Below are 23,936 nucleotides of genomic sequence, written 5' to 3' on the forward strand. Positions count from 1 at the left end.
CTTTCTCGCGCGACACGCCGCGTCCAGGCGGGAGAAAGTGAGGAAGCGATGGCTGCTCAGCGGTCGTTGTCGGCGTCCTCCTCGGCCCACTTGGCGCTGTTCTCGCGGAGCTTCTCGAGCGCGTGCTCGGCCTCGGCGCGGGTGTCGAAGGGGCCGACGCGGTCGGGCGCGGGCGAGAGGAAGCCCTGCTCGACCTCGCCGGTCTTCATGTTGTACCAGTACTTGTGCTCGGCATCCTGCTGGATCCCGTAGTCGTTCTCGCCGGTCATAAGCTTGATCCTATGCCCAAGGATTCCGCCGGTCACCTGGTCCCGGGACGTGTCACCGCGATGCGTTCCGTCCCGTCGCGCATCCCGCGGCCGGAGTACGTCGGCAAGCCGGGCCCGACGCTCTCGGACCGCGGTGACGTCTACTCGCCGGCGGAGATCGAGCTGATCCGGGAGTCCGGCCGGATCGCCGCGCGGGCCATCGAGCGGGTCGGCGAGGCGGTGCGCCCCGGGATCACCACCGAGGAGCTGGACGCGATCGGCCACGAGTTCCTGATCGAGCACGACGCCTACCCGTCGACGCTCGGCTACCGCGGCTATCCCAAGTCGATCTGCAGCTCGGTCAACGAGGTGGTCTGCCACGGGATCCCGGACGACACCGTGCTCGCGGACGGCGACATCGTCAACATCGACATCACCGCCTACAAGAACGGGTTCCACGGCGACAGCAACCAGACGTTCATCGTCGGGAGCGCGTCGCAGGAGGTCGCGCTGCTCGTGGAACGGACCAGGGAGGCGCTGAACCGCGGTATCAAGGCCGTGGCGCCCGGCCGCGAGGTCAACGTGATCGGCCGCGCCATCGAGTCGTACGCCAAGCGCTTCGGCTACGGAGTGGTGCGCGACTTCACCGGGCACGGCGTCGGCGAGACCTTCCACTCCGGGCTGATCATCCCGCACTACGACGCCGCCCCCGCCTTCGACGACGTGATGGAGGTCGGCATGGTCTTCACGATCGAGCCGATGCTCACCCTCGGCACGAGCGAGTGGGACATGTGGGCGGACGACTGGACCGTGGTCACGCGCGACCGCAGCATCACGGCGCAGTTCGAGCACACGCTCGTGGTCACGGAGCGCGGCGCGGAGATCCTGACGCTGCCGTGAGCGGCGCACTGCGGTGCGGCGGCGCAGCGGGGTAGATTCGAGTCCATGAGCGCGCAGAACCACGCAATCGGCATCGACGTCGGCGGAACCGGGATCAAGGGGGCGCTGGTCGATCTCGACAGCGGTGAACTGGTCAGCGACCGCATCAAGCTCCCCACTCCCGAGGGCGGCAAGCCGGACGACATCATCGAGACCACGACCGAGATCGTGAAGAGGCTGGCCTCCGAGGAGGCCGACGCGCCCGTCGGCGTGTGCTTCCCCGCGATCGTCAGCCACGGCGTCACACTGTCGGCGGCCAACGTGTCCAAGAAGTGGATCGGGCTGCACGCCGAGGAGCTGTTCGAGAAGGCGCTGGACCGCTCCATCCACTTCGTCAACGACGCGGACGCGGCCGGCTACGCCGAGACGCGCTTCGGCGCGGCGAAGGGCAAGGACGGCCTGGTCATCATGACCACGCTCGGCACCGGCATCGGCTCGGCGCTCATCTACGACGGCGTGCTGATCCCGAACGCGGAACTCGGGCACCTGGAGATCGAGGGCCACGACGCCGAGTCGCGGGCGGCCTACTCGGCCAAGGAGCGTGAGGACCTCTCCTGGGAGAAGTGGGCGAAGCGGCTGCAGAAGTACTATTCGACCCTGGAGTTCCTGTTCACGCCGGACCTCTTCATCGTCGGAGGCGGCGTCTCGAAGAACTACGAGGACTTCCTGCCGCTGTTGGAGCTCAACACCGAGATCGTCCCTGCGGTGCACCGCAACAACGCGGGCATCCTCGGAGCGGCGGCTCTCGCCGTCCGCAACGAGCGCCGCGACGCCGGCGCGCGCGGCCGTGCGGCGGAGGTGGGGATCTCGCCGGACAAGTAGGTCGCTGACGCCGGTCCCGTCAGCGATCCGCATGGATCGACCGCAGGCCCGTTAGAGAACCGTGAGGACCGTCGCGCGCGTCCTCGCCCGGGTGTGGACTCTCTCTCGCCCCCGGCCACCTGGCCGGGGTGTCCCGATGGATGGAGAGAGTCGTGCTTGACCTCGTCTACCTTCTCGCCGTCGCGGCGCTGGCGTTCGTCGTCGCGCTCGTCGGCCGGGGGTCGAGAAACTGTGATCGTCATCACTCTGATCGCCGCGCTGCTCGGCATCGCGGCGATCGGCTACCTGGTCGTCGCCCTGGTCAAGCCGGAGCGGTTCTGACATGGGGACGTTCTGGCTGTTCGTCGCGCAGCTCGCGACGCTCGTCCTTCTCCTCGCCGTCGCCTACCGCCCGCTCGGCGACTACATGGCCCGGGTCTTCACGACCGACAGGGACCTCGCCGTCGAGCGCGGCGTCTACCGGCTGATCGGCATCGACCCGCGGTCGGAGCAGTCCTGGCCGGGCTACCTCCGCGGCGTGCTCGCGTTCTCCGTGGTCGGCATCCTGATCGTCTACGGGCTCCAGCGGCTGCAGCAGTTCCTCCCGTACAGCCTCGGCTTCCCCGCCGTCCCGGAGGGCACGGCGTTCAACACCGCCATCTCGTTCGTGACCAACACGAACTGGCAGTCGTACTCCCCCGACGTCACCCTCGGCTACACGGTGCAGTTCGCCGCGCTCGCGGTGCAGAACTTCGTGTCCGCCGCGGTCGGCATCGCCGTGGCGATCGCTCTGGTCCGCGGGTTCGCGGCCCGGCGGAGCGGTGGAACATTCACCCAGGCGGGGATCGGCAACTTCTGGGTGGACCTCATCCGCGGCACCGGCCGCGTCCTCCTGCCGCTCGCCCTGGTCTCGGCCGTCGTGCTCATCGCCGGCGGCGTCATCCAGAACGTCGGCGGCTTCGACACCGTCCACACGCTCGCGGGCGCGACGCAGTCCATTCCGGGCGGCCCGGTGGCCTCCCAGGAGGCGATCAAGCTGCTCGGGACGAACGGCGGCGGCTTCTTCAACGTCAACTCGGCGCACCCGTTCGAGAACCCGACCGCGTGGACGAATCTGGTCGAGATCTTCCTTCTACTCGTCATCCCGTTCTCCCTCCCCCGCACGTTCGGCACGATGGTCGGCGACAAGCGCCAGGGCTACGCGATCCTGGCGACGATGGGCTCCCTCTTCCTGGTCTCGCTGGTCGCCATGACGCTCTTCGAGCTCGGTGGGTCGATGGAGGGCAAGGAGACCGTCTTCGGCATCCTCGGCTCGACCCTCTTCAACACCGCGTCGACCACCACTTCGACCGGCGCGGTGAACTCGATGCTCGACAGCTTCACGCCGCTCGGCGGCATGATGGCGATGATCAACATGATGCTCGGCGAGACGGTGCCCGGCGGCGTGGGCTCCGGTCTGTACGGCATCCTCGTCATCGCGGTCATCGCGGTCTTCCTGGCCGGCCTGATGGTCGGCCGGACGCCGGAGTACCTGGGCAAGAAGCTGGGGCCGCGCGAGATCAAGCTGGCCAGCCTCTACATCCTGACCACCCCGGCGATCGTGCTGCTGGGCACCGGGCTCGGCTTCGCGATCCCGGCGATCCGCGCCGACGTCGAGAAGACCTCCATCCTCAACCCGGGGCTGCACGGCTTCAGCGAGGTGCTCTACGCGTTCACCTCGGCGGGCAACAACAACGGTTCGGCGTTCGCCGGGCTCACGGCGGCAACGCCCTGGTTCAACACGGCGCTCGGCGTCGCGATGTTCCTCGGCCGCTTCGTGCCGATCGTCTTCGTGCTCGCCCTGGCCGGCTCGCTCGCCGCCCAGAACAAGGTCCCCGCGACCGCGGGCACCCTCCCCACGCACCGCCCGCAGTTCGTCGGGCTGATGGCCGGCACCATCCTGCTGGTCTCCGCGCTCACCTACTTCCCCGTTCTCGCGCTGGGTCCCCTGGCGGAAGGGCTGCACTGACCATGACCACCATCCACTCGACGCCGACCAGAACGGTCGCCACCTCGGCCGGCGCGTTCTCGACCCGGCAACTCGTCGCCGCCCTCCCGGGCGCGCTGCGCAAGCTCGACCCGCGCTCCATGTGGCGCAACCCGGTGATGTTCATCGTGGAGGTCGGCGCGGCGCTCACGACGGTGATCGCCCTGGCGCAGCCGTTCCTGGGTGCGGGCGGGGCCGGACCCGCGACGCTCGCCTTCACGTGGAGCATCGCGGCCTGGCTCTGGCTGACCGTGCTGTTCGCCAACCTCGCCGAGTCGGTCGCGGAAGGCCGCGGCAAGGCGCAGGCGGCCACCCTCCGCAAGACCCGCTCCACCACCGTGGCGACGCGCGTGTCGCGCTACGACGAGACCGGCGACGCGGAGGCCCTGACCGCCGCGACGGAGCAGGTCGCCTCCAGCGAGCTGCGGCTCGGGGACGTGGTCGTGGTCACCGCCGGCGAGCTCATCCCCGGCGACGGCGACGTCATCCGGGGCATCGCGACGGTGGACGAGTCGGCGATCACCGGCGAGTCCGCCCCGGTCGTCCGGGAGTCCGGCGGCGACCGCAGCGCGGTGACCGGCGGCACGCGCGTGCTCTCCGACCGCATCGTGGTGCGGATCACGAGCAAGCCGGGCGAGACCTTCGTGGACCGGATGATCGCGCTCGTGGAGGGCGCCTCCCGGCAGAAGACCCCGAACGAGATCGCGCTGAACATCCTGCTGGCGAGCCTGTCGATCATCTTCGTGATCGTGGTGCTCGTCCTCCAGCCGGTGGCCGGCTACTCGGACGTGTCCCCGACCGTTCCGGTGCTCGTCGCGCTGCTGGTCTGTCTCATCCCGACGACGATCGGCGCGCTCATCTCGGCGATCGGCATCGCGGGGATGGACCGCCTGGTGCAGCACAACGTGCTCGCCATGTCGGGGCGCGCGGTGGAGGCAGCGGGAGACGTGACCACGCTGCTGCTCGACAAGACCGGCACCATCACCTACGGGAACCGCCGGGCCAGCGAGTTCACGACCGTCGCCGGCACCGCCGGCGACGTGCTGGTGCGGGCGGCGGCGGAGTCGTCGCTCAGCGACCCGACGCCGGAAGGAGTCTCGGTGGTCGAGCTGGCGGAGACGCTGGGCTACGAGCGGCCCGCGCACATCGACGGCGAGATCGTGCCGTTCACGGCGCAGACCCGGATGAGCGGCCTCGACCTCCCCGACGGCTCCCAGGTGCGCAAGGGCGCGGCGAGCGCCGTCGTCGCGTGGGTCCGCGAGACCACGCCGGCCTCTGCCGCGGCGCTGGAGGAGCTGGACCGCGAGGTCGAGCGCATCTCCCAGGTCGGCGGCACCCCGCTCGCCGTCGCGACCCGCGCCGCGGACGGCACGTCCCGGCTCCTCGGGGTCGTCTACCTCAAGGACATCGTCAAGGAGGGCCTGGCGGAGCGCTTCGCCGACCTCCGGAAGATGGGCATCCGCACCGTCATGGTCACCGGCGACAACCCGCTGACCGCCAAGGCGATCGCGGCCGAGGCCGGCGTGGACGACTTCCTCGCCGAAGCCAAGCCGGAGGACAAGCTCGCGCTCATCCGGCGCGAGCAGGAGGGCGGGGCGCTCGTCGCGATGACCGGCGACGGCACCAACGACGCCCCCGCACTCGCGCAGGCCGACGTCGGGGTCGCGATGAACACCGGCACCTCGGCGGCGAAAGAGGCCGGCAACATGGTCGACCTGGACTCCGACCCGACGAAGCTGATCGACATCGTGCGGATCGGCAAGCAGCTCCTGATCACCCGCGGGGCGCTCACCACGTTCTCCATCGCGAACGACGTGGCCAAGTACTTCGCGATCATCCCGGCGATGTTCGTCGGGGCCTTCCCCGGCCTCGCGGTGCTCAACGTGATGGGCCTGCACTCGCCGGCCTCCGCCATCCTCTCGGCGGTCATCTTCAACGCGATCGTCATCGTGCTGCTCATCCCGCTCGCCCTGCGCGGAGTGCGCTACCGGCCGTCGGCGGCGTCCACGCTGCTCGGCCGCAACCTCCTCATCTACGGGCTCGGCGGGATCATCGCCCCGTTCATCGGCATCAAGCTGATCGACCTCGTCGTCGCCCTGATCCCCGGTTTCTAACCGGCACCCGACAGTAAGGAATCGTTGAGAATGAACCGCCTCCGCGGCGCCTGGCGCCAGTACTGGGTCGCCATCCGCGCCATGATCGTGCTCACGGTCGCGCTCGGCGTCGCCTACACCTTCGTCGTGACCGGCATCGGGCAGCTCGCGTTCCCGGCGCAGGCGAACGGGTCGATGATCACGCAGGACGGGAAGGCCGTCGGCTCGGCCCTGATCGGCCAGGCCTTCACAGACAAGAAGGGGAGCCCCCTGCCGCAATGGTTCCAGTCGCGTCCCTCGGCCGCGACGTCGAGCGGCCCCGCCGGCTACGACGCGGGGGCGTCCTCAGGCAGCAATCTCGCCACCGGGAACCCGGTGCAGGTGAAGGCCGTGCAGGACCGCACGGCGGCCATCGAGAAGCTGGATGGCGTGCCTGCCTCCGAGATCCCCTCCGACGCGGTCACCGCCTCCGCCTCCGGCCTCGACCCGCACATCTCCCCTGCCGACGCCCTGCTCCAGGTGAAGCGCGTGGCCGAGGCGCGCGGGCTCCCCGAAGCAACAGTGAAGAAGCTGGTCGAGTCTAGGATTCAGACACGGGATCTCGGCTACCTCGGGGACCCGACCGTGAACGTGCTCCAGCTCAACCTGGCGCTCGCCCAGCTCGGCCGCTGACCGGCCGACATCGAGAGAGGGATCGAGGGGCAATGGCGCGTGGCCACCTCCGGGTCATGCTCGGCGCGGCGCCCGGCGTCGGCAAGACGTACGCGATGCTCGAGGAGGGCAAGCGGCTGAAGGCCCTGGGCAAGGACGTTGTGGTCGCGGTCGTGGAGACCCACGGCCGCGCCGCGACCGCCGCCATGCTGGATGGCTTGGAGGTCGTCCCGCGCCGCTCGGTCGAGCACCGCGGGGTGGAGCTCACCGAGCTGGATCTCGACGCGGTCCTCGACCGCGCGCCGCAACTGGCTCTCGTGGACGAGCTCGCCCACACCAACGCCCCCGGCTTGCAGCACGCCAAGCGCTGGGAGGACGTCGAGGTGATGCTCGCCGCCGGCATCGACGTGATGTCGACGGTCAACATCCAGCACATCGAGTCACTGAACGACGTGGTCGAGCAGATCACCGGCGTGCAGCAGCGGGAGACCATCCCGGACGCCGTGCTGCGCCGCGCCGACCAGATCGAAGTGGTCGACCTCGCACCGCAGGCGCTGCGCGACCGGCTCGCAGAGGGCGTCGTGTACCCGGCGGCCCGCGTGGACGCCGCCCTCTCCAACTACTTCCGGCTCGGCAACCTGACGGCGCTCCGCGAACTCGCACTGCTCTGGCTGGCCGACGAGGTCGACAGCGCGCTGCAGCAGTACCGTGCCGAGCACGGGATCGCCGGCAAATGGGAGGCCCGCGAGCGCGTGGTCGTCGCCCTCACCGGCGGCCCGGAAGGCGAGACACTGCTGCGGCGCGGCGCCCGGATCGCCGCACGTTCGGCCGGCGGCGAGCTGCTCGCCGTGCACGTCACCAGCCAGGACGGCCTCCGCGAGGCCAACCCCGGCGCGCTCGCATCGCAGCGCGCGCTGGTGGAGCAGCTCGGCGGCAGCTACCACCAGGTGGTCGGCAGCGACATCCCGCAGGCGCTCGTCGAGTTCGCGCGCGGCGAGAACGCGACGCAACTCGTCATCGGCGTGTCCCGGCGCAGCCGGCTGGCAGCGCTGCTGACGGGACCGGGAATCGGCGCGACGGTGGTCCGGGAGTCCGGCGACATCGACGTCCACATCGTGACGCACTCCCGGGCCGGCGGGCGCTTCTCGCTGCCGCGGCCGCGCGGCGGCCTCACGACACGGCGCCAGGTCTACGGCTTCCTGCTGGCGCTGATCGGCGGCCCACTGCTGACGCTGCTGCTGGTGAGCATGCGCTCGGGCGAGTCGATGACGGCCGACGTGCTCAGCTATCAGCTCCTGGTGGTGGTCGTCGCGCTGGTGGGCGGGATCTGGCCGGCGCTGTTCGCCGCGCTGCTCTCCGGGCTGACGTTGGACTACTTCTTCGTCGCCCCGCTCTACACGATCACGATCGCCGAGCCGCTTCACCTGCTCGCGCTGATCCTCTACATGATCATCGCCGCGCTGGTCAGCCTGGTCGTCGACCAGGCGGCCCGGCGCACGCGAGCCGCCCAGCGCGCCGCCGCCGAGGCCGAGCTGCTGGCGACGGTCGCCGGCGGCGTCATCCGCGGCGAGGACGCCCTGCAGGCGCTGGTCACCCGCACGCGCGAGGCGTTCGGGCTCACCGGGGTGCGCCTCCTGGACGGTGACGAGGTGGTGTCCACGGACGGTGAGCCCGCCGGCTCGGAGCACACGCAGCGCATCGCCGTGGGCGACCGCGGCACACTCGAGCTGTCCGGCCGCGATCTGGAGGCCGCCGACCGGCGCCTGCTCGCCGCGATCGTCGCTCAGCTCGACGCGGCACTGGAGCACCGCGAGCTCGCCGCGACCGCGAGCGAGCTCGGCCCGCTCGCCGAGGCCGACCGGGTGCGCAGCGCCCTGCTCGCCGCCGTCGGGCACGACCTCCGCCGTCCGCTCGCCGCCGCGACCGCCGCCGTCACCACACTGCGCCAGCGCGACCTCGCCCTCAGCGACGGCGACCGCGAGGCGCTGCTGGAGACCGCGGAGGACAGCCTCGACGGCCTCGCCACCCTGGTCACCAACCTGCTCGACGTCAGCCGCGTCCAGGCCGGCGTGCTCGGAGTGTCGCTGGCGCCGACCGAGCTGGACGACGTGATCCCGCCCGCGCTCGAGGAGCTGGGGCTCGGCCCGGCCAAGGTGGAGCTGGACCTGGCGGAGAACGTGCCGCCGGTGCTCGCCGACGGCGTGCTGCTGCAGCGCGTGCTGGTGAACCTGCTCGGCAACGCCCTGCGGTTCTCGCCGGACGGGCGGCCTCCCGTCATCGCGGCCAGCGAGTTCGGCGGGACGGTGCAACTGCGCGTCGTCGACCACGGGCCCGGCATCCCCGGCGAGCGCCGCGAGGCCGTCTTCCTGCCGTTCCAGCGGCTCGGCGACACGGACAACGACACCGGGATCGGGCTCGGTCTCGCGCTCTCCAAGGGGTTCGCCGAGGGGATGGGCGGGACGCTGGAGGCCGAGGACACCCCGGGCGGCGGGCTGACGATGGTGGTATCGCTGCCGGCCGCGACCGCATCCACGCCCAGCACATCCACGCCCAGCACATCCACGATCAGCACATCCACGATCAGCACGGAGGAGACGCCATGAGGATCCTGATCGCCGACGACGACCAGCAGATCCTGCGCGCCCTCCGCATCCTCCTCACGGCGCGAGGCTACGAAGTCCTCACCGCCCGCACCGGCGCGGAGGCGCTGTCGGAGGCGGTGGAGCATCACCCCGACCTGGTCATGCTCGACCTCGGGATGCCCGAGCTGAACGGCATCGAGGTGATCGAGGGGCTGCGCGGCTGGTCGACGGTCCCGATCCTGGTCGTCTCCGGGCGCACCGGCTCGGCCGACAAGGTGGACGCGCTGGACGCGGGAGCCGACGACTACGTGACGAAGCCGTTCGCGGCCGACGAGCTGCTGGCGCGCATCCGGGCGCTGACCCGGCGCCAGTCCGGCCCGGCCGACGAGCCGGCGGTGCGTTTCGGCGACATCACCGTCGACCTCGCGGCCCATCAGGTGCTGAAGCGCACGGCCGACGGCGAGTCGCCGGTGCGGCTGACGCCGACCGAGTGGGAGATCCTGGAGGTGCTGGTGCGCAACCCGCGCCGGCTGGTCACGCGCCAGGCTCTGCTCACGCAGGTGTGGGGCCCGCAGTACACGAACGACACCGGTTACCTGCGCCTCTACCTGGCGCAACTCCGCAAGAAGCTGGAGCCCGTCCCGTCCTCCCCGCGCTACCTCCTCACCGAGCCCGGCATGGGCTATCGCTTCACGCCCGACCCCGACCCCGACCCCGACCCCGAGTAACCCCGAGTACGCGAAAAGTCAGCCGAATACCGCCGAGTACGCAGACTATTCGCGTACTCGCGAGGTGCCCGGCGGCGGATCGGCGGAAGGGAACGGGTCGGCCGATACGCCGGGTTCTGTCACGGCGCTCGCGCGCCGCGGACGGCCATCTCTCTCGGGACGACGTCGCCGCCGCCCTCTAGCGGTCTACCCGGGGACGAGACGAGCAGCCTCATGGTCCCCTGTCTGACCTTGCTCCGGGCGAGGTTTACCCAGCCGGCCGGGTCACCCCGGCCGCTGGTGGTCTCTTACACCACCGTTTCACCCTTACCGCGCACTCGCGTGCGAGGCGGTCTGCTCTCTGTTGCACTTTCTCGCGGGTTGCCCCGGGTGGGTGTTACCCACCGCCCTGCTCTGCGGAGCCCGGACGTTCCTCGGCGGCCCGCTCGCGCGGACCGACGCGACCGTCTGGCCGACCCGTTCCGGCCCCCACCCTAGCGCAGCGGGAGCGGAGGCCGCTGGCAGCGACTAGAGTCCCGACTCCTCGTTGCGGATCAGGATCGCACCGCTGTCCGGGCAGAGCACCACGTCGTCGTCCGCCGCCCGGCGGATGTCGGCCAGGTCCGACTCGGTGAGCTTGACGTTCGATCCCATCGACACCCCGCGCAGCAGCAGGGCTGCGCCGACGCCGTACCGCGAACGCTGCCGCTCGTAGAGGGCGACCAGGTCGGCGGGAAGCGTCTCGGCGATAGTGGCGCGGTCGCGGGCGAGGGCGTCGCGCTGGGCGCCGACCGTGCCGGCCTCGCCGTCGCGGGAGGCCTCGAGTTCCTGAACCCGTGCCTCCAACTCGTTGCGCTCGGCGTCGATGGAGGACAGTGTCGCCTCGAGCCCCTCCAAGCGCTCCATCACGGTCAGCTCGATCTCCTCGAGGTCGTTCTGGCGCTTCGCGAGGGACGCGAGCTCGGCTTCCAGGGCCTGCACGTCCTTCACGGAGGACGGTGCTGCAGCCGCTCGCTGTCGCGGCGCTTGCGCGCCTCCACCAGCTCGACGTCCGACTCGACGCGCTTCAGCTCGGCGCGGGCGTCCTCCACCTCTCCGGTCGCGGCGATCCACCGGGCCCGGAGGGAGTCGACCTCCGGCTGCAGCGCGGCGAGCTGTGCCGCCTGCGGGAGGTTGCGGACGGCGTGGTCGAGCTGGCTGAGCCGGGTGTCGGCGGCCTGAAGCCGGAGGAGTTCGTTCTGGTCGGCGGGGCTGGCTTTCATGCTCTGCTCTCTGCTGTCTCTATCTGATGCGGTGGGTCATTGCAGGATCGCGAAATCCCAGGGGTCGGTGCGCAACTCGCTGACGACGACCTCCACACCGGGAAGCTCGCGGCGGAGGCTCTCGGCGGCCGTGTCGAGCCACAGCCACTCGCTCGCCCAGTGCGAGACGTCGAGGAGGGCCGGGCCGCCGCCGAGGACGGCCTGCTCGCGCGCCTCCGACGCCGGATGGTGGCGCAGGTCGGCGGTGATGTAGACGTCCGCGCTGCGCACAGCGTCGCTGGCGAGCAGCGAGTCCCCGGCGCCGCCGCACACGGCGACGCGGGAGACGGGCTGGTGGTAGTCGCCGGCCGCGCGGACTCCCCGGCGGTCGGCGGCAGGAGGTCGGCGAGGGCGCGGGCGAGCGCGCCGAGCGTCGTCGGCTCGGCCAGGGTGCCGACCCGGCCGATGCCGGTGACGCCGTCGGGCGCCGGAGAGATCGGCGCGGTGTCGCGGAGGCCGAGGGCCGCGGCCAGGACGGCGCTGGTGCCGTCAGCGACCACGTCGGCGTTGGTATGCGCCGCGATCAGGGCGCAATCGTTCCGGATCAGCGTGGCCAGCAGCGAGCCCTTGTAGCGGTCCTCTGCGACGGAGGTCACGCCGCGCAGCAGCAGCGGGTGGTGGGCGATGAGCAGGTCGGCGCCCATCCCGACGGCCTCGTCGACCGTCGCGGCGACCGCGTCCACGGTGAGGAGGATGCGCTCCACGCTCGCGGCCGGATCACCGGACACCAGGCCGGGCGCATCCCACCCCTCCGCGCCGGCGACCGGCCAGAGCGATTCGACGACCTCGCAGACGGAACGGAGAGTGTGCGGCACGCAGTAGAGCCTACCCGGCGCCGTCGGGGACGGACCTCGTCGCCGGCGGAGGACTTCCGCCGCGACACGCCGGTCGGAGGCAGCCAAGGGAGGATGCGGGGCCGTCCCCGGGCCGGATCTCCTCCGTTGGCCGCGGCCGTGGGAGCCGCGCGTCGCCCCCACGAAGTCGGTAACGGAGGAGATGGGGCCGGCTAGGGGCCGCGGGTCCTCCGTTGGCTGCGTTTTATGGGGTGGTGGGGCCGGATGTCCTCCGTCGCCGACGCCGTCAGGCCTCCGAACGCTCCTGCCGGCGCACCGCGCGCACGCCCGACACCATCGGTGTCACCAACCCGATCCCGAGCGCGAGCAGCACTCCGACGTTGCTCGTGCCGATGCCGGCATGCGGGTCGGCCCCGAGCAGCCGGAACAGGTAGCCCTCCCAGGCCAGCCACGGCAGCGGCGAGCTGACGAAGCCGAGCCCGATCGCGCTCGCGACCACGAGCATCGTGAGGTTGATCCAGCGCCAGTCCGGGTAGACGCCCCCGCGGTTCAGCAGTGAGCCGTGGTGGAAACGGCGCGTGCGCAGCATCATCTCGCCGGCGAACAGCCCGGCCCAGGCGGCGACAGGCACCGACAGCGCGGTCGGGACGCCGCGGATGACCACGTCCAGGTCCCTCACCGTGAGGGCGAGCACGACTCCTGCGACCGCGATCGCGGCGGCGATGACCAGTGTGCTCCAGCGCCGGCCGAGCCGTACGCCGAGCGCGTCGAGGGTGAAGCCGCCCGAGTAGACCGTGAGCACCAGCGCCGAGATGAGGCTGAGCCCGACCGCCAGCAGCAGTGGGACGGGGTACCAGGCGGGGAGGCCGAGCTGCACGAACCCTCCCACCGGGTCGCTCGCCAGCTCGGCGGCCAGGTGCGGGTCGGAGGCCGCGAGCAGACCGCCGTAGGAGACGAGCACGAACGGCGGCACGCCGGCCCCGAACGTCGCCCACAGCATCCCCGCCGCGCCGGACGAGCGCCGGCGCTGGTACCGGGCGACCTCCGCGCTGCTCATGGCCCAGGCCAGACCGACGTAGCTGAACACGAGCACAGCGCCGGTCACGACGTGCGTCCAGAGCGCGTCGGGCACGGCGAGCGCGCGCGACACGTCGACGTGCCGCCAGGTGGCTGCGATCGTCACGGCGATCAGCGCCGCCGACGCGATCGTGAGGACGAGCTGGACCCGCGAGACGAGCCCGTAGCCGAAGTAGGCGACCACGCCGGCGACGGCGATCGTCACGACAAGCGCGATCGCGGTCGGGATCGCGGCACCGTGCGACCAGCCCTCCGAGACCGCCAGCGACCCCGCGGCCGACCCCGCCAGCCAGAGCAGCACCGCGCCCCAGAACAGCTTGGTGACCAGCGCCAGCACGGTCGGGAGGGCGTTCCCCCGCAAGCCGAACGTGGCGCGCGACACCACCATGGTCGGCTGCCCGCTCCACTTGCCGGCGAGCGTCCCGAGCCCGAGCGGCAGGAACGACAGCGCGACACCGAACAGCGTCGCGACCAGGAGCTGCCGGAGGCTCAGCCCGAGCAGGAACAGGGTCGCGCCGACGCCCACGCTGATCAGCGAGGAGGTGCCGGCGAACCACAGCCAGAACAGCCGGGACGCGTGCCCCGCGCGCCGTTCGAACGGCGTGGGCCCCAGGTCCACGGTCTCCGGCACGAACACGGGAGGCGCGACCGGGCCGGGGTGCAGTGCGGAGTCCTCGGGCGGCCGCGGCGGCGCGACGGGAGTCGGCGTGCTGTGCGCGGCGACAGCGTCCAGCTGACCGGGGGTCGCCGCGGCCGGTGCAGGGTCGGCCGGCGCGGGCTCGGCGGCTCCGGCCACCGGCGCGGCGGGCGCGACGGGGAGGGCGTCCGGGAGCAACGGGACCGGCTGGGAGTCGCGCGGCGCGTACTCGGCGGGTACGAGACCCAGCGGCTCGACGCGCGGTGCGGGAGCCGCGGGAGCGGACGCCCGCTCGGTCGCGGAGGACGAGGTGTCGAGCGCGATCGTCGGGAACTTGGGCGGCGAGACCACCGGCTGCGCCGGCGCAGGTGACTCCGGCGCCTCCGGGTTCTCCGCGGCCGCCGCCACCGGCGGCTCCTGCGCGGCCGACTCCGCCACCGGCTGCGGCACGGCCGCCCCCACCCACACGCTGTACGTCGGCTGCGGCCCATCGTCCCGGCGCCGCGACGGGAGGTCGTCGAAGCTGATCAACTGCGTCGGCGGCCCGGCCCAGTCGTCGTCCTCGTCGTACTCTTCCGCTGCATCCACTCCCCGACGACGGCGTCCGCCGGCTCCCCCACCACCGGAATCGCCGCCGTCGCCCGCGCCTGCAGCACGTTCTGGAGATGCTGGATCGCCCCGAATGTGTCGTGGACCCGGAGGTCCGCGTTCACGATCGCCGTGACCTCCGCGTCGCTGAGGGTCGCCGCGCCGTCCCCGTCCGCGGCGGCGAGCGGCCCCGCCACGATCGGGATCGCCGCCGTCGCCCGGTCGACCTCCACCTGGAGGGCGTCGGCGAGCTCGTCGTCGCTGTGGCGGACTGCTCCGCCCGGTTCCGCGACGCCGTCCCTCTCCACGCCATCGGCCCGTTCCATGTTCTGAGCCTACGACCGGAACGTCCACCGGGTCACGGGCCATCCTGGCGGTACCATCGTCTCGATGAGCACGCCGATCCCGACTCCGTACGAAGACCTGCTGCGCGACGTCCTCGCGAACGGCAGCCACAAGTCCGACCGCACGGGCACCGGGACGCGCAGCGTGTTCGGCCGCCAGCTCCGGTTCGACCTCGCCGAGGGCTTCCCGCTGATCACCACCAAGCGAGTGCACTTCAAGTCCATCGCCTACGAGCTGCTGTGGTTCCTCCGCGGCGAGAGCAACGTGGGGTGGCTGCGCGACAACGGCGTCACGATCTGGGACGAGTGGGCCGACGAGCGCGGCGAGCTCGGCCCGGTCTACGGCGTGCAGTGGCGGTCGTGGCCGGCGCCCGACGGAACCCGCATCGACCAGATCCAGCAGGTGGTCGACACCCTGCGCCGCGACCCGGACTCGCGCCGGATCATCGTCTCCGCCTGGAACGTCGCCGACATCCCGGACATGGCGCTCGCCCCGTGCCACGCGTTCTTCCAGTTCTATGTCGCCGACGGCCGGCTCTCCTGCCAGCTCTACCAGCGCAGCGCCGACATGTTCCTCGGCGTCCCGTTCAACATCGCCAGTTACGCCCTCCTCACGATGATGGTCGCCCAGCAGGTCGGCCTGGAGCCCGGCGACTTCGTCTGGACCGGCGGCGACTGCCACATCTACGACAACCACGTCGAGCAGGTGACGGAGCAGCTCGCCCGCGACCCCTATCCCGCGCCCACCCTGCGGTTCACCCGGAAGCCGGAGAGCCTCTTCGACTACCGGTACGAGGACTTCGTGGTGGAGGACTACCAGCACCACCCCGCCATCCGCGCGGCCGTGGCCGTATGACGCCCGCCCTCAGCAGTACCGTCGCCCTGATTTGGGCGCAGGCCCACGACCGCGTGATCGGCGCCGGGGGCGTGATGCCGTGGCACCTGCCCGAGGACCTCAAGCATTTCCGCGAGCTGACCGACGGCGACCCGGTGATCATGGGCCGGCGCACCTGGGAGTCCCTGCCCGAGCGGTTCCGGCCCCTCCCAGGCCGGGCGAACGTCGTCGTGACGCGCGACGCGGGCTATGAGGCTCGCGGCGCGGAGGTCGTCCACTCCCTCGACCGAGCGCTCAGCGCCGCCGGGACCGGGACCGGGACCGGGACCGTGTGGATCATGGGCGGCGCGGAGCTGTACACGCAGTCCCTGCCGCTCGCCGACCGGGTCGAGGTGACCGAGATCGACCTCGCCGTGGCGGGCGACACGTTCGCGCCGAAGCTCGGTCCTGAGTGGCACGGCGACCCCGGGCCGTGGCTGGAGGCGGCGAACGGGATGCGGTACCGCTTCGTCCGCTACGAGCGCTAGGTCCGCCGAGCGCTAGATCCGCCGGGCGCTAGGTCCGCCGGGCGCTAGGTCGGCAGGGCGCTAGGTCAATCCCGCCACCAGGTTGACGGTCGTCGCGACGATGACCGTGCCGAACACGTAGGACAGCAGCGTGTGGCGGATGATCGTCCGGCGCAGGTACGTGCTGGTGATGTCCGTGTCCGACACCTGGAACGTCATCCCGAGCGTGAACGAGAGGTAGGCGAAGTCGCTGTACTGCGGCGGCTCCTTCTGGTTGAAGTCGACGCCGCCGTCCTTGCGGTAGTAGATCCGCGCGTAACGGAGGGTGTAGAGGGTGTGGACGAGCACCCACGACAGCGCGATGCTCACGATCGCGAGCAGCGCCACCGCGAGCTGCGCGCCGCCCTTGAGACTGCGCGCCTCGACGAGGACCCACACGACCGCGAACACGCTCACCAGCGCGGTGATGGTGAGCACCAGGTCCACGGTCCTCCGACCCGGGTCCTCCAGCGTCGCGTGGCTGCGCGTCTGGCCCGCGTCCATGCGCCAGATCGTCGACCAGACCCACACGACGTACACCAGGCAGGCCGCCGCCCACCCGGTCAGGATCGCGTGGTGCAGCACCTCGAAGAAGGCGGCAGCCACCGCCACCACGATGCCGACCCCCAGGGCCACGTACAGCTTGACCCGGGTGTGCCCGCGTCCGCGCTTCAGATCGTCCGTCACACAACGGATGTTCGCACGTCACGCCGGGTCGTCGACGCCAGCGCGCCGGTACGATCGGTTTGTGACCACCGCTCCCTCACCTCTCGCCGACCTCGACACCGAAGCGCTCCGAGCCGCGCACGCCGACTTCGTGCGCGCCTACGACGAGCTGAAGGCCGCCGGCCTCGTACTCGATATCACGCGCGGCAAGCCGTCAGCCGAGCAGCTCGACCTCTCGAACGACCTCCTGCACCTCCCCGACGGGGCCTACCGCGACGCCGCGGGGACGGACCTGCGCAACTACGGTGGTCCGAACGGCCTGCCCGAGCTGCGCGCGATTTTCGCGGACGCGCTGCGGGTGCCGGTCGCCCAGCTCCTCGCGCTCGGCAACTCCAGCCTCACGGTCATGCACGACACCGTCGCGCAGGCGCTGCTGCACGGTGTGCCCGGCGGCGACCTCCCGTGGGGCCACCAGTCGATCAGCTTCCTCGCGCCGGTGCCGGGCTACGACCGGCACTTCACGATCTGCGAGCGCTTCGGCATCCGGATGATCGCGGTGCCGATGAACGAGGACGGCCCGGACATCGCGACGATCGAGACGCTGCTGGCGACGGACGACAGCATCAAGGGCATGTGGTGCGTGCCGGTGTACTCCAACCCGACCGGCGCGGTCTACAGCGAGGAGGTCGCCTGCGCGCTGGTGTCGTTGCCCGCCGCGCCCGACTTCCGGCTGTTCTGGGACAACGCCTACGTCGTCCACCACCTGAGCGACGAGCGGCCGGAGCCGATCGATATCCTTGCGCTGGCCGCCGAGGCGGGCAACCCGGATCGCCCGCTGATCTTCGCCTCCACGTCCAAGGTCACGTACCCGGGCGCCGGCGTGGCCTTCATCGGCGGGTCGGAGGCGAACATCGCCTGGTTCCAGCACAACTCGGCCGCACAGAGCATCGGACCGGACAAGATCAACCAGCTCCGCCACGTTCGGCTGCTCCGCGACCAGGATGGCCTGGCGGCGCACATGGAGAAGCACCGCGCGATCCTGGAGCCCAAGTTCGCCGCGGTCGACGAGGCTTTCCGCGCGCGGCTGCAGCCGTGGGGCGCGGGCGCCTGGAACGCCCCGCACGGCGGCTACTTTGTGAGCCTGGACGTTCTGGACGGCTGCGCCAAACGCGCCGTCCAGCTCGCCAAGGAGGCCGGCATCGCGGTGACGCCCGCCGGGGCGACCTACCCGTACGGCGAGGACCCGCGCGACGCGAACATCCGCATCGCGCCGACGTTCCCGCCGCTGGCGGAGCTCCGCGCGGCCCTCGACGGACTCTGCACGGCCATCCTGCTCGCCGAGACCGAGGCGCTGCTGGCCGAGCGGAACTGACGTGACGACCGGCTGGGTCGTCCGCCCGAGCGAGGAGGCCGACTGGACCGCGTACCGCGCGATCCGGCTGGAGATGCTGGAGGACACGCCCATCGCGTTCCTCGAGACGCTGGCGACCGCCCGGACGCACCCCGACGAGCACTGGCGGCGGCGGGCGGCCAACACCTCCACGAGCAGCAGGCTGTTCGCGGCGGTGGCGCGGGACGGACGCTGGATCGGGACGATGGGCGGCTTCCACGCGACGGGATCACCCGACCCGCATCTGGTCGGCGTGTACGTGACGCCCGCCCTGCGCGGCCGCGCGCACGGCGTCACCGACGCGCTGTTGGACGCCGTCGTCGACTGGGCGCGCCTCCGCTCGGGGCGGCTGCTGCTGGAGGTCCACGAGCGCAACGCGGCCGCGATCCGGTATTACGAACGCCGCGGCTTCGCCTTCACCGGCAACACGCAGCCGTATCCGCTCGACCGCAGCACGCTGGAGTTGGAGATGGCGGCCGACCTGTAGCCGTCGCGAACGGAGGAGATCCGTACGCGGCGCCGGCGTGTCGGCAGCCAGCGGAGGAAATCCGGCGCTGCCAGGCCGCGATCTCCTCCGTTGCCGACGGTCCGGGCGCGTCGGGGAGCGGAGGAGATCGGGGTCGGTTTCGGCCGGATGTCCTCCGTTGGCCGCGATCCGGGGCGCAGCCGCCGGGTTCTCCTCCGTTACCTGCGCGGCGGAGGCTGGAAGCGGAGAGCCAGTTCGGCCAGGAGCCGGGCGCCGTAGCCGGTTGCGCCTTTGGAGCGCCAGGCGTCGTCGCTGTCCGCGTTCATCGTGCCTGCGATGTCGAGGTGCGCCCAGGGCGTCCCGCCGACGAACTCGCGCAGGAACAGCGCGGCCGTCGTCGCGCCCGCGTAGGGTCCGCCGACGTTGGCGAGGTCGGCGATGTCGGAGTCCAGCAGCTTGCGGTAGGCGGTCTCCAGCGGAAGCTGCCAGACCTTCTCGTCGGTGCTCCGGGAGGCCGACACGATCGCGTCGGCGAGCGCCTGATCGTTGCTGAACAGCGCGGCCCGGGCCGGCCCGAGCGCCAGCAGCGCCCCGCCGGTGAGCGTCGCGATGTCCACGACCGCGTCGGGCTCCTCCTCCGTGGCGAGGACCAGGCCGTCCATCAGCACGAGGCGCCCCTCGGCGTCGGTGTTCTTGACCTCCACGGTCGTGCCGCCGCGCGCCGTGAGCACGTCGCCCAGCTTGTACGCGGAACCGGACGGCATGTTGTCCGTGCACATCAGGAACGCCGTGACCATCGTCGTGCAGCCCAGGTCCTGGAGGCTGGACAGCGCACCGAAGATCGCCGCGGCGCCGCCCATGTCCATCTTCATCAGCAGGTGCATCGGATCCGAGGGCTTGAGGCTGATGCCGCCGGAGTCGTACATGATGCCCTTGCCGACGAGCGCAAGATGGCCGGTCGGCTCGCCGTCCGGGACGTAGCGCAGCCGGATCATCCGCGGCTCCTCGGCGCTCCCGGCGTTGACCCCGAGCAGGCCGCCGCAGCCCAGACCGACGAGCTGCTGCCGGTCGAAGACCTCCACCTCCAGCCCGAAGTCGGCCGCCAGCTCCTCGGCGAGGTCGCCGAAGTCGGTGGCCGTCAGGTGGCCGGGCGGGGTGTTGGCGAGGTCACGGGCGATGGCGGCGCCGCGCGCGGTGACCGCACCGGCGGGGAGGCCGTCGGCCACAGCGGCGGACGGAGCCTCGTCCACGAGCACCTCGAGGCGGGTCAGTTCGGTGACGGTCGGCGCCGACTTCAGCTCGGAGTAGCGGTAGCGGCCGAGCAGCGCGCCCTCGGCGACGACCTGGCCGACCCGCTCGGGCGGCACAGCGCCTGTCGCCGGCAGGCGGAGACCGAGCGCGGCCGACGACGACGCCGCGCGAGCGAACGTCGCGGACAGGTCGCGAAGTGTGTCGGCGGTGAGCTCCTGCGGATCGCCCGAGCCGACTGCGTAGAGCACGGGGGCGGCCTCGGTCGGGACCAGGAGGGTCTGGCCGGCCTTGCCCTCGAACCCGGCGCGCTCGAGCGCGTCGCGATCGAGGCCGAGGTCGGCGTCGACCGGGCCTCCCGTCCCGACGGCGATGCCGATCGCGTCGAGCCCCTCTTCCTCGCCCCGCGCGAAGGCCGTGACCGCCTCGAAGCCGACGATCCGCGCCGGGCGGTACGACGGGACGGGGGTGAACGACGCGGGGATGAGCCTCTGGACCGCCGATGCCATCTCAGACCTCCCCGAAGCCGCTCTCCACCAGGTCGACCAGGGCGTCCACGGCGGATTCCCCTGCACTGTCCGGCGACGCGATGGAGGCCGTGGCGCCGGCCGTGAGGCCGAGGGACATCACGCCGAGAAGGCTCTTGGCGTCCTTGCCGTTCACGGTCACCTTCACCGGGAACGTATTGGCCAGCTTGACGAACTCGGCGGCAGGCCGGGCATGCAGGCCCTGCGGGTTGCGCACGAGCACCTCGCGCGTGTACCCGTCCGCGCCGCGCACGGCGGCCGGCGTTTCGGACGGCGAGGCCGACTCGGCAGCGACAGGCTCGGCGACCGACGCCGCCTCCGCGTCGGCCCACGCCGATCGCGCGCCTTCCACCGCGGCCGCGACCCCCGCGAGGTCGGCGCCGGTCTCCGCGGCCACGGCCGCGGCGACGCCGCCCTCCACGAAAGGCCCGTCGACGACGCGCACGCGGGCGCGCTCGTCCTCCGGCAGCATGTCGAGCACGGTCTCCGCCGTCAGGAGTGCCGAGCCGAGATCGCTGACGACCACGACGCCGGAACCCTGGTCGGCCTCGCCCACCGCGGTCATCACCTTGCCGAAGCTCGTGCCGATCCCGTCGTCGTCCGTGCCGCCCGCCGGCAGCAGCGTCACCGACGGCGCCATCTGCCCGGCGAGGGCGACGGCGCCGGCGGCGAGCTGCGAGCTGTGCGAGACGAAGACGAGCCCGACCCGCGCGGTCGAACCGCCGGTCATCCCGCCGCCTCGGCAGCGGCCCGCAGGATCAGCGCGGTGGACTGCGCGCCCGGGTCGCGGTGACCGGCCGAGCGCTCGCCCAGATAGCTGGCGCGGCCCTTCCGGGCGACGAGCGGGATGGTGGCGTCCGAGCCCTGCTCGGCCGCCCCGGCCGCGGCGTCGAGGATCGCCGCGGGAGCGTCCCCCGCGGCGAGCGCGGCCGAAGCCGCCTCCACCGCGGGGGTCCAGGCGTCGACCATCGTCTTGTCGCCGGACTCCGCCTTGCCGCGGGACACGATGCCGTCGCGCGCCGCGGTGAGCAGCGCCACCAGGGTCTCCCCGTCGATCGCGTCCGCGGCGCCGACCGGCTCGGAAGCCTTGAGGAAAGCCGTGCCGTACAGCGGCCCGGACGCCCCGCCGACGGTGGAGATCAGGGTCATCGCCACCGAGCGCAGCACCGCGGACGGCGTCGCGTCGGCCGGCAGTTTCGCGAGCGCGTCCACGGACGCGCGCATCCCGCGGTCCATGTTCTCGCCGTGGTCGCCGTCGCCGATCTCCCGGTCGAGCGTGTTCAGCTCACCCTTGTGCTCGCCCACGGTCGTCGCTGCGGCCGAGATCCAGGAGGTGACCCAGTTCGTGTCCAGCGCCATCAGCGCATCCTTCCTCGTGTCGTGTCATCCGGTCTGTGGAGCGTACGCCCGCCCACGTCCCGAGGGCTCACACGCCCCAGCGGAGCGCAGCGGTGTGCACCGGCGCGTCCCACAGGGCGGTCAGCTCGTCGTCCAGCTTCAGCACCGAGATCGAGGCGCCCTGCATCTCCAGCGAGGTGACGTAGTTCCCGACCAGCGACCGGCCGAGGACGATCCCCTTCTCGTCCAGGATCTCCGCCGCGCGCCGGAACAGGATGTAGAGCTCCGAGAGCGGCGTGCCGCCCATGCCGTTGACGAACAGCAGCACGGTGTCCCCCGACGAGAACGGCAGATCGGTGAGGATGGCGTCCATCATCCGGTCGACCAGGCGGTCGGCGGGCTCGAGCTTGATCCGCTCGCGGCCCGGCTCGCCGTGGATGCCGACGCCGAACTCGATCTCGTCCTCCGGGAGCACGAAGCCGGGCTGGCCCGCGTGCGGGACGGTGCCGTCGGTCAGCGCCAGGCCGATCGAGCGCACGTTGGCGTTGACCTTCTCCGCCACCGCGGTGACGGCGTCGAGGTCGTCGCCGCGGTCGGCCGCCGCTCCGGCGATCTTCTCCACCAGCACGGTGCCCGCGACACCGCGACGGCCGGCCGTGTAGAGGGAGTCCTGGACGGCGACGTCGTCGTTGGTGACGACGGCCCGCACCGTGATGCCCTCCGCGGCCACCAGATCGGCGGCCGTCTCGAAGTTCAGCACGTCCCCCGTGTAGTTCTTGACGATGTGGAGCACGCCCGCCCCGCCGTCCGCGGCCTTGGTGGCCTCCACGATCGGCATCGGCGTCGGCGAGGTGAAGACCTCACCCGGAACCGCGGCGTCGAGCATGCCCTTGCCCACGAAGCCGGCGTGCAGCGGCTCGTGGCCACTGCCTCCACCGCTGACCAGGCCGACCTTGCCGCGCACCGGGCCGTCGGCCCGGGAGACGAAGCGGGGGTCCTGGGACACCGTCACGATGTCCGCGTGAGCCCGTCCGAACCCCGCGAGGGACTCGGCTACGACGTCGGGTACGTCGTTGATGAGCTTCTTCATCGAAAACCCTTCCTTCCACTTGCTGTCAGTGCGTCGCCTCGACCCATTCCTCGAGCTTCGCGGCCGCAGCCCCGGAGTCGATCGCCTGGGCGGCGACCGCCATGTGCGAACGGAACCGATCCAGGATGGACACCTGGACCCTCGACGGGTCGGACGCGAGCTCGTAGGACACGAGCCCGGCCGCCGCGTTGAGCAGCACGATGTCGCGCACGGGGCCCTCCTGGCCCGCGAGCACGGCACGCACGACCGCCGCGTTGTACGCGGCGTCCTTCCCGAGCAGATCCTCGATCCTGGCGCGCGGGATGCCCAGATCACGCGGATCGATGTCGTGCTCGGTGACGAGACCCCTGGAGACCTCCCAGACGTGGCTGTGACCGGTGGTCGACAGCTCGTCGAGGCCGTCGTCGCCGCGGAAGACCAGTGCGGTCGCGCCGCGGGTCTGGAACACGCCGACGATCAGCGGGATGCGGTCGAGCGTCGCGACGCCGACCGCTGACGCCTCGGGGCGCGCCGGATTGCACAGCGGCCCGAGGAAGTTGAACACCGTCGGCACGCCGAGTTGCGACCGCACGGGGCCGGCGTTGGCGAAGCCCGGGTGGAAGGCGCTCGCGAACGCGAAGGTGATCCCGGTGCTCTTCAGCACCTCGGCCACGCGGGCCGGCGGCAGGGTCAGGTCGATGCCGAGCGCGGCCAGCACGTCCGACGATCCGGACGACGAGCTGGCCGCCCGGTTGCCGTGCTTGATGACGGGAACCCCCGCGGCCGCGGCGACGATGGAGGCCGTGGTGGAGACGTTCACGGTGCCGAAGCGGTCGCCTCCGGTGCCGACGATGTCGAGCGCCATCGGGTCCACGGCCAGCGGGACCGCGTGGTCGAGGATGGCGTCGCGGAAGCCGACGATCTCGTCCACGGTCTCGCCCTTGGCCCGCAGCGCGATCAGGAAAGCGGCGAGCTGGGCCTCCGTGGCCTCGCCCGACATGACCTGGTCCATCGCCCACGCCGCGTCCGCCACACTGAGGTCCTCACGGGCCAGGAGGGAGGTG

The 23,936-nt window shown here is 71.7% G+C and carries 21 protein-coding genes, 1 other RNA gene and 2 pseudogenes; 12 read left to right on the forward strand and 12 right to left on the reverse strand.

What is annotated here, in order from left to right; translation table 11 throughout:
- Window positions 1–56: 56 nt before the first annotated feature.
- On the reverse strand, window positions 57–269 hold the full coding sequence (locus ACRAWC_RS26445) for an SPOR domain-containing protein (protein ID WP_431350129.1): 213 nt from the start codon (window positions 267–269) through the stop codon (window positions 57–59).
- A gap of 12 nt (window positions 270–281) precedes the next feature.
- Between ACRAWC_RS26445 and map the strand changes: the two genes are divergently transcribed.
- The 8 genes from map (at window position 282) to ACRAWC_RS26485 (ending at window position 10,068) form a co-directional block, all read left to right on the forward strand.
- Window positions 282–1,148 carry a type I methionyl aminopeptidase gene (gene map / locus ACRAWC_RS26450; RefSeq protein ID WP_431350130.1) on the forward strand — a complete coding sequence of 289 codons (867 nt, stop codon included), beginning with the start codon at window positions 282–284 and terminating at the stop codon, window positions 1,146–1,148.
- A 45-nt stretch (window positions 1,149–1,193) separates the two neighbouring features.
- Window positions 1,194–2,009, forward strand: coding sequence for a polyphosphate--glucose phosphotransferase (ppgK, locus tag ACRAWC_RS26455; protein WP_431350131.1), 816 nt, complete (start codon window positions 1,194–1,196; stop codon window positions 2,007–2,009).
- A 231-nt stretch (window positions 2,010–2,240) separates the two neighbouring features.
- Window positions 2,241–2,330 (forward strand): potassium-transporting ATPase subunit F, encoded by a 90-nt coding sequence (locus ACRAWC_RS26460; RefSeq protein WP_295126006.1) that lies wholly within the window; start codon window positions 2,241–2,243, stop codon window positions 2,328–2,330.
- 1 nt (window position 2,331) lies between these two features.
- Window positions 2,332–3,996: a potassium-transporting ATPase subunit KdpA gene (gene kdpA / locus ACRAWC_RS26465; RefSeq protein ID WP_431350132.1), complete on the forward strand. Its 1,665-nt coding sequence runs from the start codon at window positions 2,332–2,334 to the stop codon at window positions 3,994–3,996.
- Between the two features lie 2 nt (window positions 3,997–3,998).
- Complete coding sequence (gene kdpB / locus ACRAWC_RS26470; RefSeq protein ID WP_431350133.1) at window positions 3,999–6,128, forward strand: potassium-transporting ATPase subunit KdpB; 2,130 nt, start codon at window positions 3,999–4,001, stop codon at window positions 6,126–6,128.
- A gap of 30 nt (window positions 6,129–6,158) precedes the next feature.
- Window positions 6,159–6,779 carry a potassium-transporting ATPase subunit KdpC gene (gene kdpC, locus ACRAWC_RS26475; RefSeq protein ID WP_431350134.1) on the forward strand — a complete coding sequence of 207 codons (621 nt, stop codon included), beginning with the start codon at window positions 6,159–6,161 and terminating at the stop codon, window positions 6,777–6,779.
- A 32-nt stretch (window positions 6,780–6,811) separates the two neighbouring features.
- On the forward strand, window positions 6,812–9,361 hold the full coding sequence (locus tag ACRAWC_RS26480) for a DUF4118 domain-containing protein (RefSeq protein ID WP_431350135.1): 2,550 nt from the start codon (window positions 6,812–6,814) through the stop codon (window positions 9,359–9,361).
- On the forward strand, window positions 9,358–10,068 hold the full coding sequence (locus ACRAWC_RS26485; RefSeq protein ID WP_431350136.1) for a response regulator: 711 nt from the start codon (window positions 9,358–9,360) through the stop codon (window positions 10,066–10,068). The genes ACRAWC_RS26480 and ACRAWC_RS26485 overlap by 4 nt, the downstream gene beginning before the upstream one ends.
- 89 nt (window positions 10,069–10,157) lie before the next feature.
- Here ACRAWC_RS26485 and rnpB read toward each other — a convergent pair.
- The 5 genes and pseudogenes from rnpB to ACRAWC_RS26510 form a co-directional block, all read right to left on the reverse strand.
- Window positions 10,158–10,527: RNase P RNA component class A (gene rnpB, locus ACRAWC_RS26490), an RNA gene on the reverse strand.
- A gap of 48 nt (window positions 10,528–10,575) precedes the next feature.
- Window positions 10,576–11,309: pseudogene (locus ACRAWC_RS26495) on the reverse strand (zinc ribbon domain-containing protein).
- A 36-nt stretch (window positions 11,310–11,345) separates the two neighbouring features.
- A pseudogene (locus ACRAWC_RS26500) lies at window positions 11,346–12,163 on the reverse strand (Nif3-like dinuclear metal center hexameric protein).
- A gap of 265 nt (window positions 12,164–12,428) precedes the next feature.
- Window positions 12,429–14,444: a cytosine permease gene (locus tag ACRAWC_RS26505; protein ID WP_431350137.1), complete on the reverse strand. Its 2,016-nt coding sequence runs from the start codon at window positions 14,442–14,444 to the stop codon at window positions 12,429–12,431.
- Window positions 14,384–14,770: a hypothetical protein gene (locus tag ACRAWC_RS26510; RefSeq protein WP_431350138.1), complete on the reverse strand. Its 387-nt coding sequence runs from the start codon at window positions 14,768–14,770 to the stop codon at window positions 14,384–14,386. The genes ACRAWC_RS26505 and ACRAWC_RS26510 overlap by 61 nt, the downstream gene beginning before the upstream one ends.
- Window positions 14,771–14,834: 64 nt before the next feature.
- Here ACRAWC_RS26510 and ACRAWC_RS26515 point away from each other — a divergent pair, with 64 nt between their 5' ends.
- Both ACRAWC_RS26515 and ACRAWC_RS26520 read left to right on the forward strand, forming a co-directional pair.
- Window positions 14,835–15,644 (forward strand): thymidylate synthase, encoded by an 810-nt coding sequence (locus ACRAWC_RS26515; RefSeq protein ID WP_431350139.1) that lies wholly within the window; start codon window positions 14,835–14,837, stop codon window positions 15,642–15,644.
- Complete coding sequence (locus ACRAWC_RS26520) at window positions 15,641–16,150, forward strand: dihydrofolate reductase (RefSeq protein WP_431350140.1); 510 nt, start codon at window positions 15,641–15,643, stop codon at window positions 16,148–16,150. Before ACRAWC_RS26515 ends, ACRAWC_RS26520 begins: the two co-directional genes overlap by 4 nt.
- A 60-nt stretch (window positions 16,151–16,210) precedes the next feature.
- Here the strand turns inward: ACRAWC_RS26520 and ACRAWC_RS26525 are convergent, their stop codons facing one another.
- Complete coding sequence (locus tag ACRAWC_RS26525) at window positions 16,211–16,855, reverse strand: DUF1345 domain-containing protein (protein WP_431350141.1); 645 nt, start codon at window positions 16,853–16,855, stop codon at window positions 16,211–16,213.
- A gap of 61 nt (window positions 16,856–16,916) precedes the next feature.
- On the opposite strand from ACRAWC_RS26525, the gene ACRAWC_RS26530 reads away from it, so the two are divergent.
- Both ACRAWC_RS26530 and ACRAWC_RS26535 read left to right on the forward strand, forming a co-directional pair.
- On the forward strand, window positions 16,917–18,206 hold the full coding sequence (locus ACRAWC_RS26530) for an aminotransferase class I/II-fold pyridoxal phosphate-dependent enzyme (RefSeq protein ID WP_431350142.1): 1,290 nt from the start codon (window positions 16,917–16,919) through the stop codon (window positions 18,204–18,206).
- 1 nt (window position 18,207) lies between these two features.
- On the forward strand, window positions 18,208–18,711 hold the full coding sequence (locus tag ACRAWC_RS26535) for a GNAT family N-acetyltransferase (RefSeq protein WP_431350143.1): 504 nt from the start codon (window positions 18,208–18,210) through the stop codon (window positions 18,709–18,711).
- 197 nt (window positions 18,712–18,908) lie between these two features.
- Here ACRAWC_RS26535 and ACRAWC_RS26540 read toward each other — a convergent pair whose 3' ends face one another.
- The 5 genes from ACRAWC_RS26540 to trpD form a co-directional block, all read right to left on the reverse strand.
- Window positions 18,909–20,447, reverse strand: a complete 1,539-nt coding sequence (locus ACRAWC_RS26540) for a leucyl aminopeptidase (protein WP_431350144.1) — start codon at window positions 20,445–20,447, stop codon at window positions 18,909–18,911.
- Between the two features lies 1 nt (window position 20,448).
- Window positions 20,449–21,195 carry a dihydroxyacetone kinase phosphoryl donor subunit DhaM gene (gene dhaM, locus ACRAWC_RS26545; RefSeq protein ID WP_431350145.1) on the reverse strand — a complete coding sequence of 249 codons (747 nt, stop codon included), beginning with the start codon at window positions 21,193–21,195 and terminating at the stop codon, window positions 20,449–20,451.
- Window positions 21,192–21,824 (reverse strand): dihydroxyacetone kinase subunit DhaL, encoded by a 633-nt coding sequence (gene dhaL / locus ACRAWC_RS26550; protein ID WP_431350146.1) that lies wholly within the window; start codon window positions 21,822–21,824, stop codon window positions 21,192–21,194. The genes dhaM and dhaL overlap by 4 nt, the downstream gene beginning before the upstream one ends.
- 67 nt (window positions 21,825–21,891) lie before the next feature.
- A complete protein-coding gene (gene dhaK, locus ACRAWC_RS26555; protein WP_431350147.1) occupies window positions 21,892–22,893 on the reverse strand; it encodes a dihydroxyacetone kinase subunit DhaK in 1,002 nt (333 codons plus the stop codon).
- 25 nt (window positions 22,894–22,918) lie between these two features.
- Entirely contained in the window at window positions 22,919–23,926 is a 1,008-nt protein-coding gene (gene trpD, locus ACRAWC_RS26560; RefSeq protein WP_431350158.1) for an anthranilate phosphoribosyltransferase, read from the reverse strand.
- Between the last annotated feature and the right edge of the window lie 10 nt (window positions 23,927–23,936).

The organism is Leifsonia sp. L25, from assembly GCF_050632895.1.

What these genes read in the sequence shown, in the direction of transcription:
- ACRAWC_RS26445 (WP_431350129.1), bottom strand. Translation starts at nt 269, where the DNA reads ATGACCGGCGAGAACGACTACGGGATCCAGCAGGATGCCGAGCACAAG.
- map (WP_431350130.1), top strand. Translation starts at nt 282, where the DNA reads ATGCCCAAGGATTCCGCCGGTCACCTGGTCCCGGGACGTGTCACCGCG.
- ppgK (WP_431350131.1), top strand. Translation starts at nt 1,194, where the DNA reads ATGAGCGCGCAGAACCACGCAATCGGCATCGACGTCGGCGGAACCGGG.
- kdpA (WP_431350132.1), top strand. Translation starts at nt 2,332, where the DNA reads ATGGGGACGTTCTGGCTGTTCGTCGCGCAGCTCGCGACGCTCGTCCTT.
- kdpB (WP_431350133.1), top strand. Translation starts at nt 3,999, where the DNA reads ATGACCACCATCCACTCGACGCCGACCAGAACGGTCGCCACCTCGGCC.
- kdpC (WP_431350134.1), top strand. Translation starts at nt 6,159, where the DNA reads ATGAACCGCCTCCGCGGCGCCTGGCGCCAGTACTGGGTCGCCATCCGC.
- ACRAWC_RS26480 (WP_431350135.1), top strand. Translation starts at nt 6,812, where the DNA reads ATGGCGCGTGGCCACCTCCGGGTCATGCTCGGCGCGGCGCCCGGCGTC.
- ACRAWC_RS26485 (WP_431350136.1), top strand. Translation starts at nt 9,358, where the DNA reads ATGAGGATCCTGATCGCCGACGACGACCAGCAGATCCTGCGCGCCCTC.
- ACRAWC_RS26510 (WP_431350138.1), bottom strand. Translation starts at nt 14,770, where the DNA reads ATGGAACGGGCCGATGGCGTGGAGAGGGACGGCGTCGCGGAACCGGGC.
- ACRAWC_RS26515 (WP_431350139.1), top strand. Translation starts at nt 14,835, where the DNA reads ATGAGCACGCCGATCCCGACTCCGTACGAAGACCTGCTGCGCGACGTC.
- ACRAWC_RS26520 (WP_431350140.1), top strand. Translation starts at nt 15,641, where the DNA reads ATGACGCCCGCCCTCAGCAGTACCGTCGCCCTGATTTGGGCGCAGGCC.
- ACRAWC_RS26540 (WP_431350144.1), bottom strand. Translation starts at nt 20,447, where the DNA reads ATGGCATCGGCGGTCCAGAGGCTCATCCCCGCGTCGTTCACCCCCGTC.
- dhaM (WP_431350145.1), bottom strand. Translation starts at nt 21,195, where the DNA reads ATGACCGGCGGTTCGACCGCGCGGGTCGGGCTCGTCTTCGTCTCGCAC.
- dhaL (WP_431350146.1), bottom strand. Translation starts at nt 21,824, where the DNA reads ATGGCGCTGGACACGAACTGGGTCACCTCCTGGATCTCGGCCGCAGCG.
- dhaK (WP_431350147.1), bottom strand. Translation starts at nt 22,893, where the DNA reads ATGAAGAAGCTCATCAACGACGTACCCGACGTCGTAGCCGAGTCCCTC.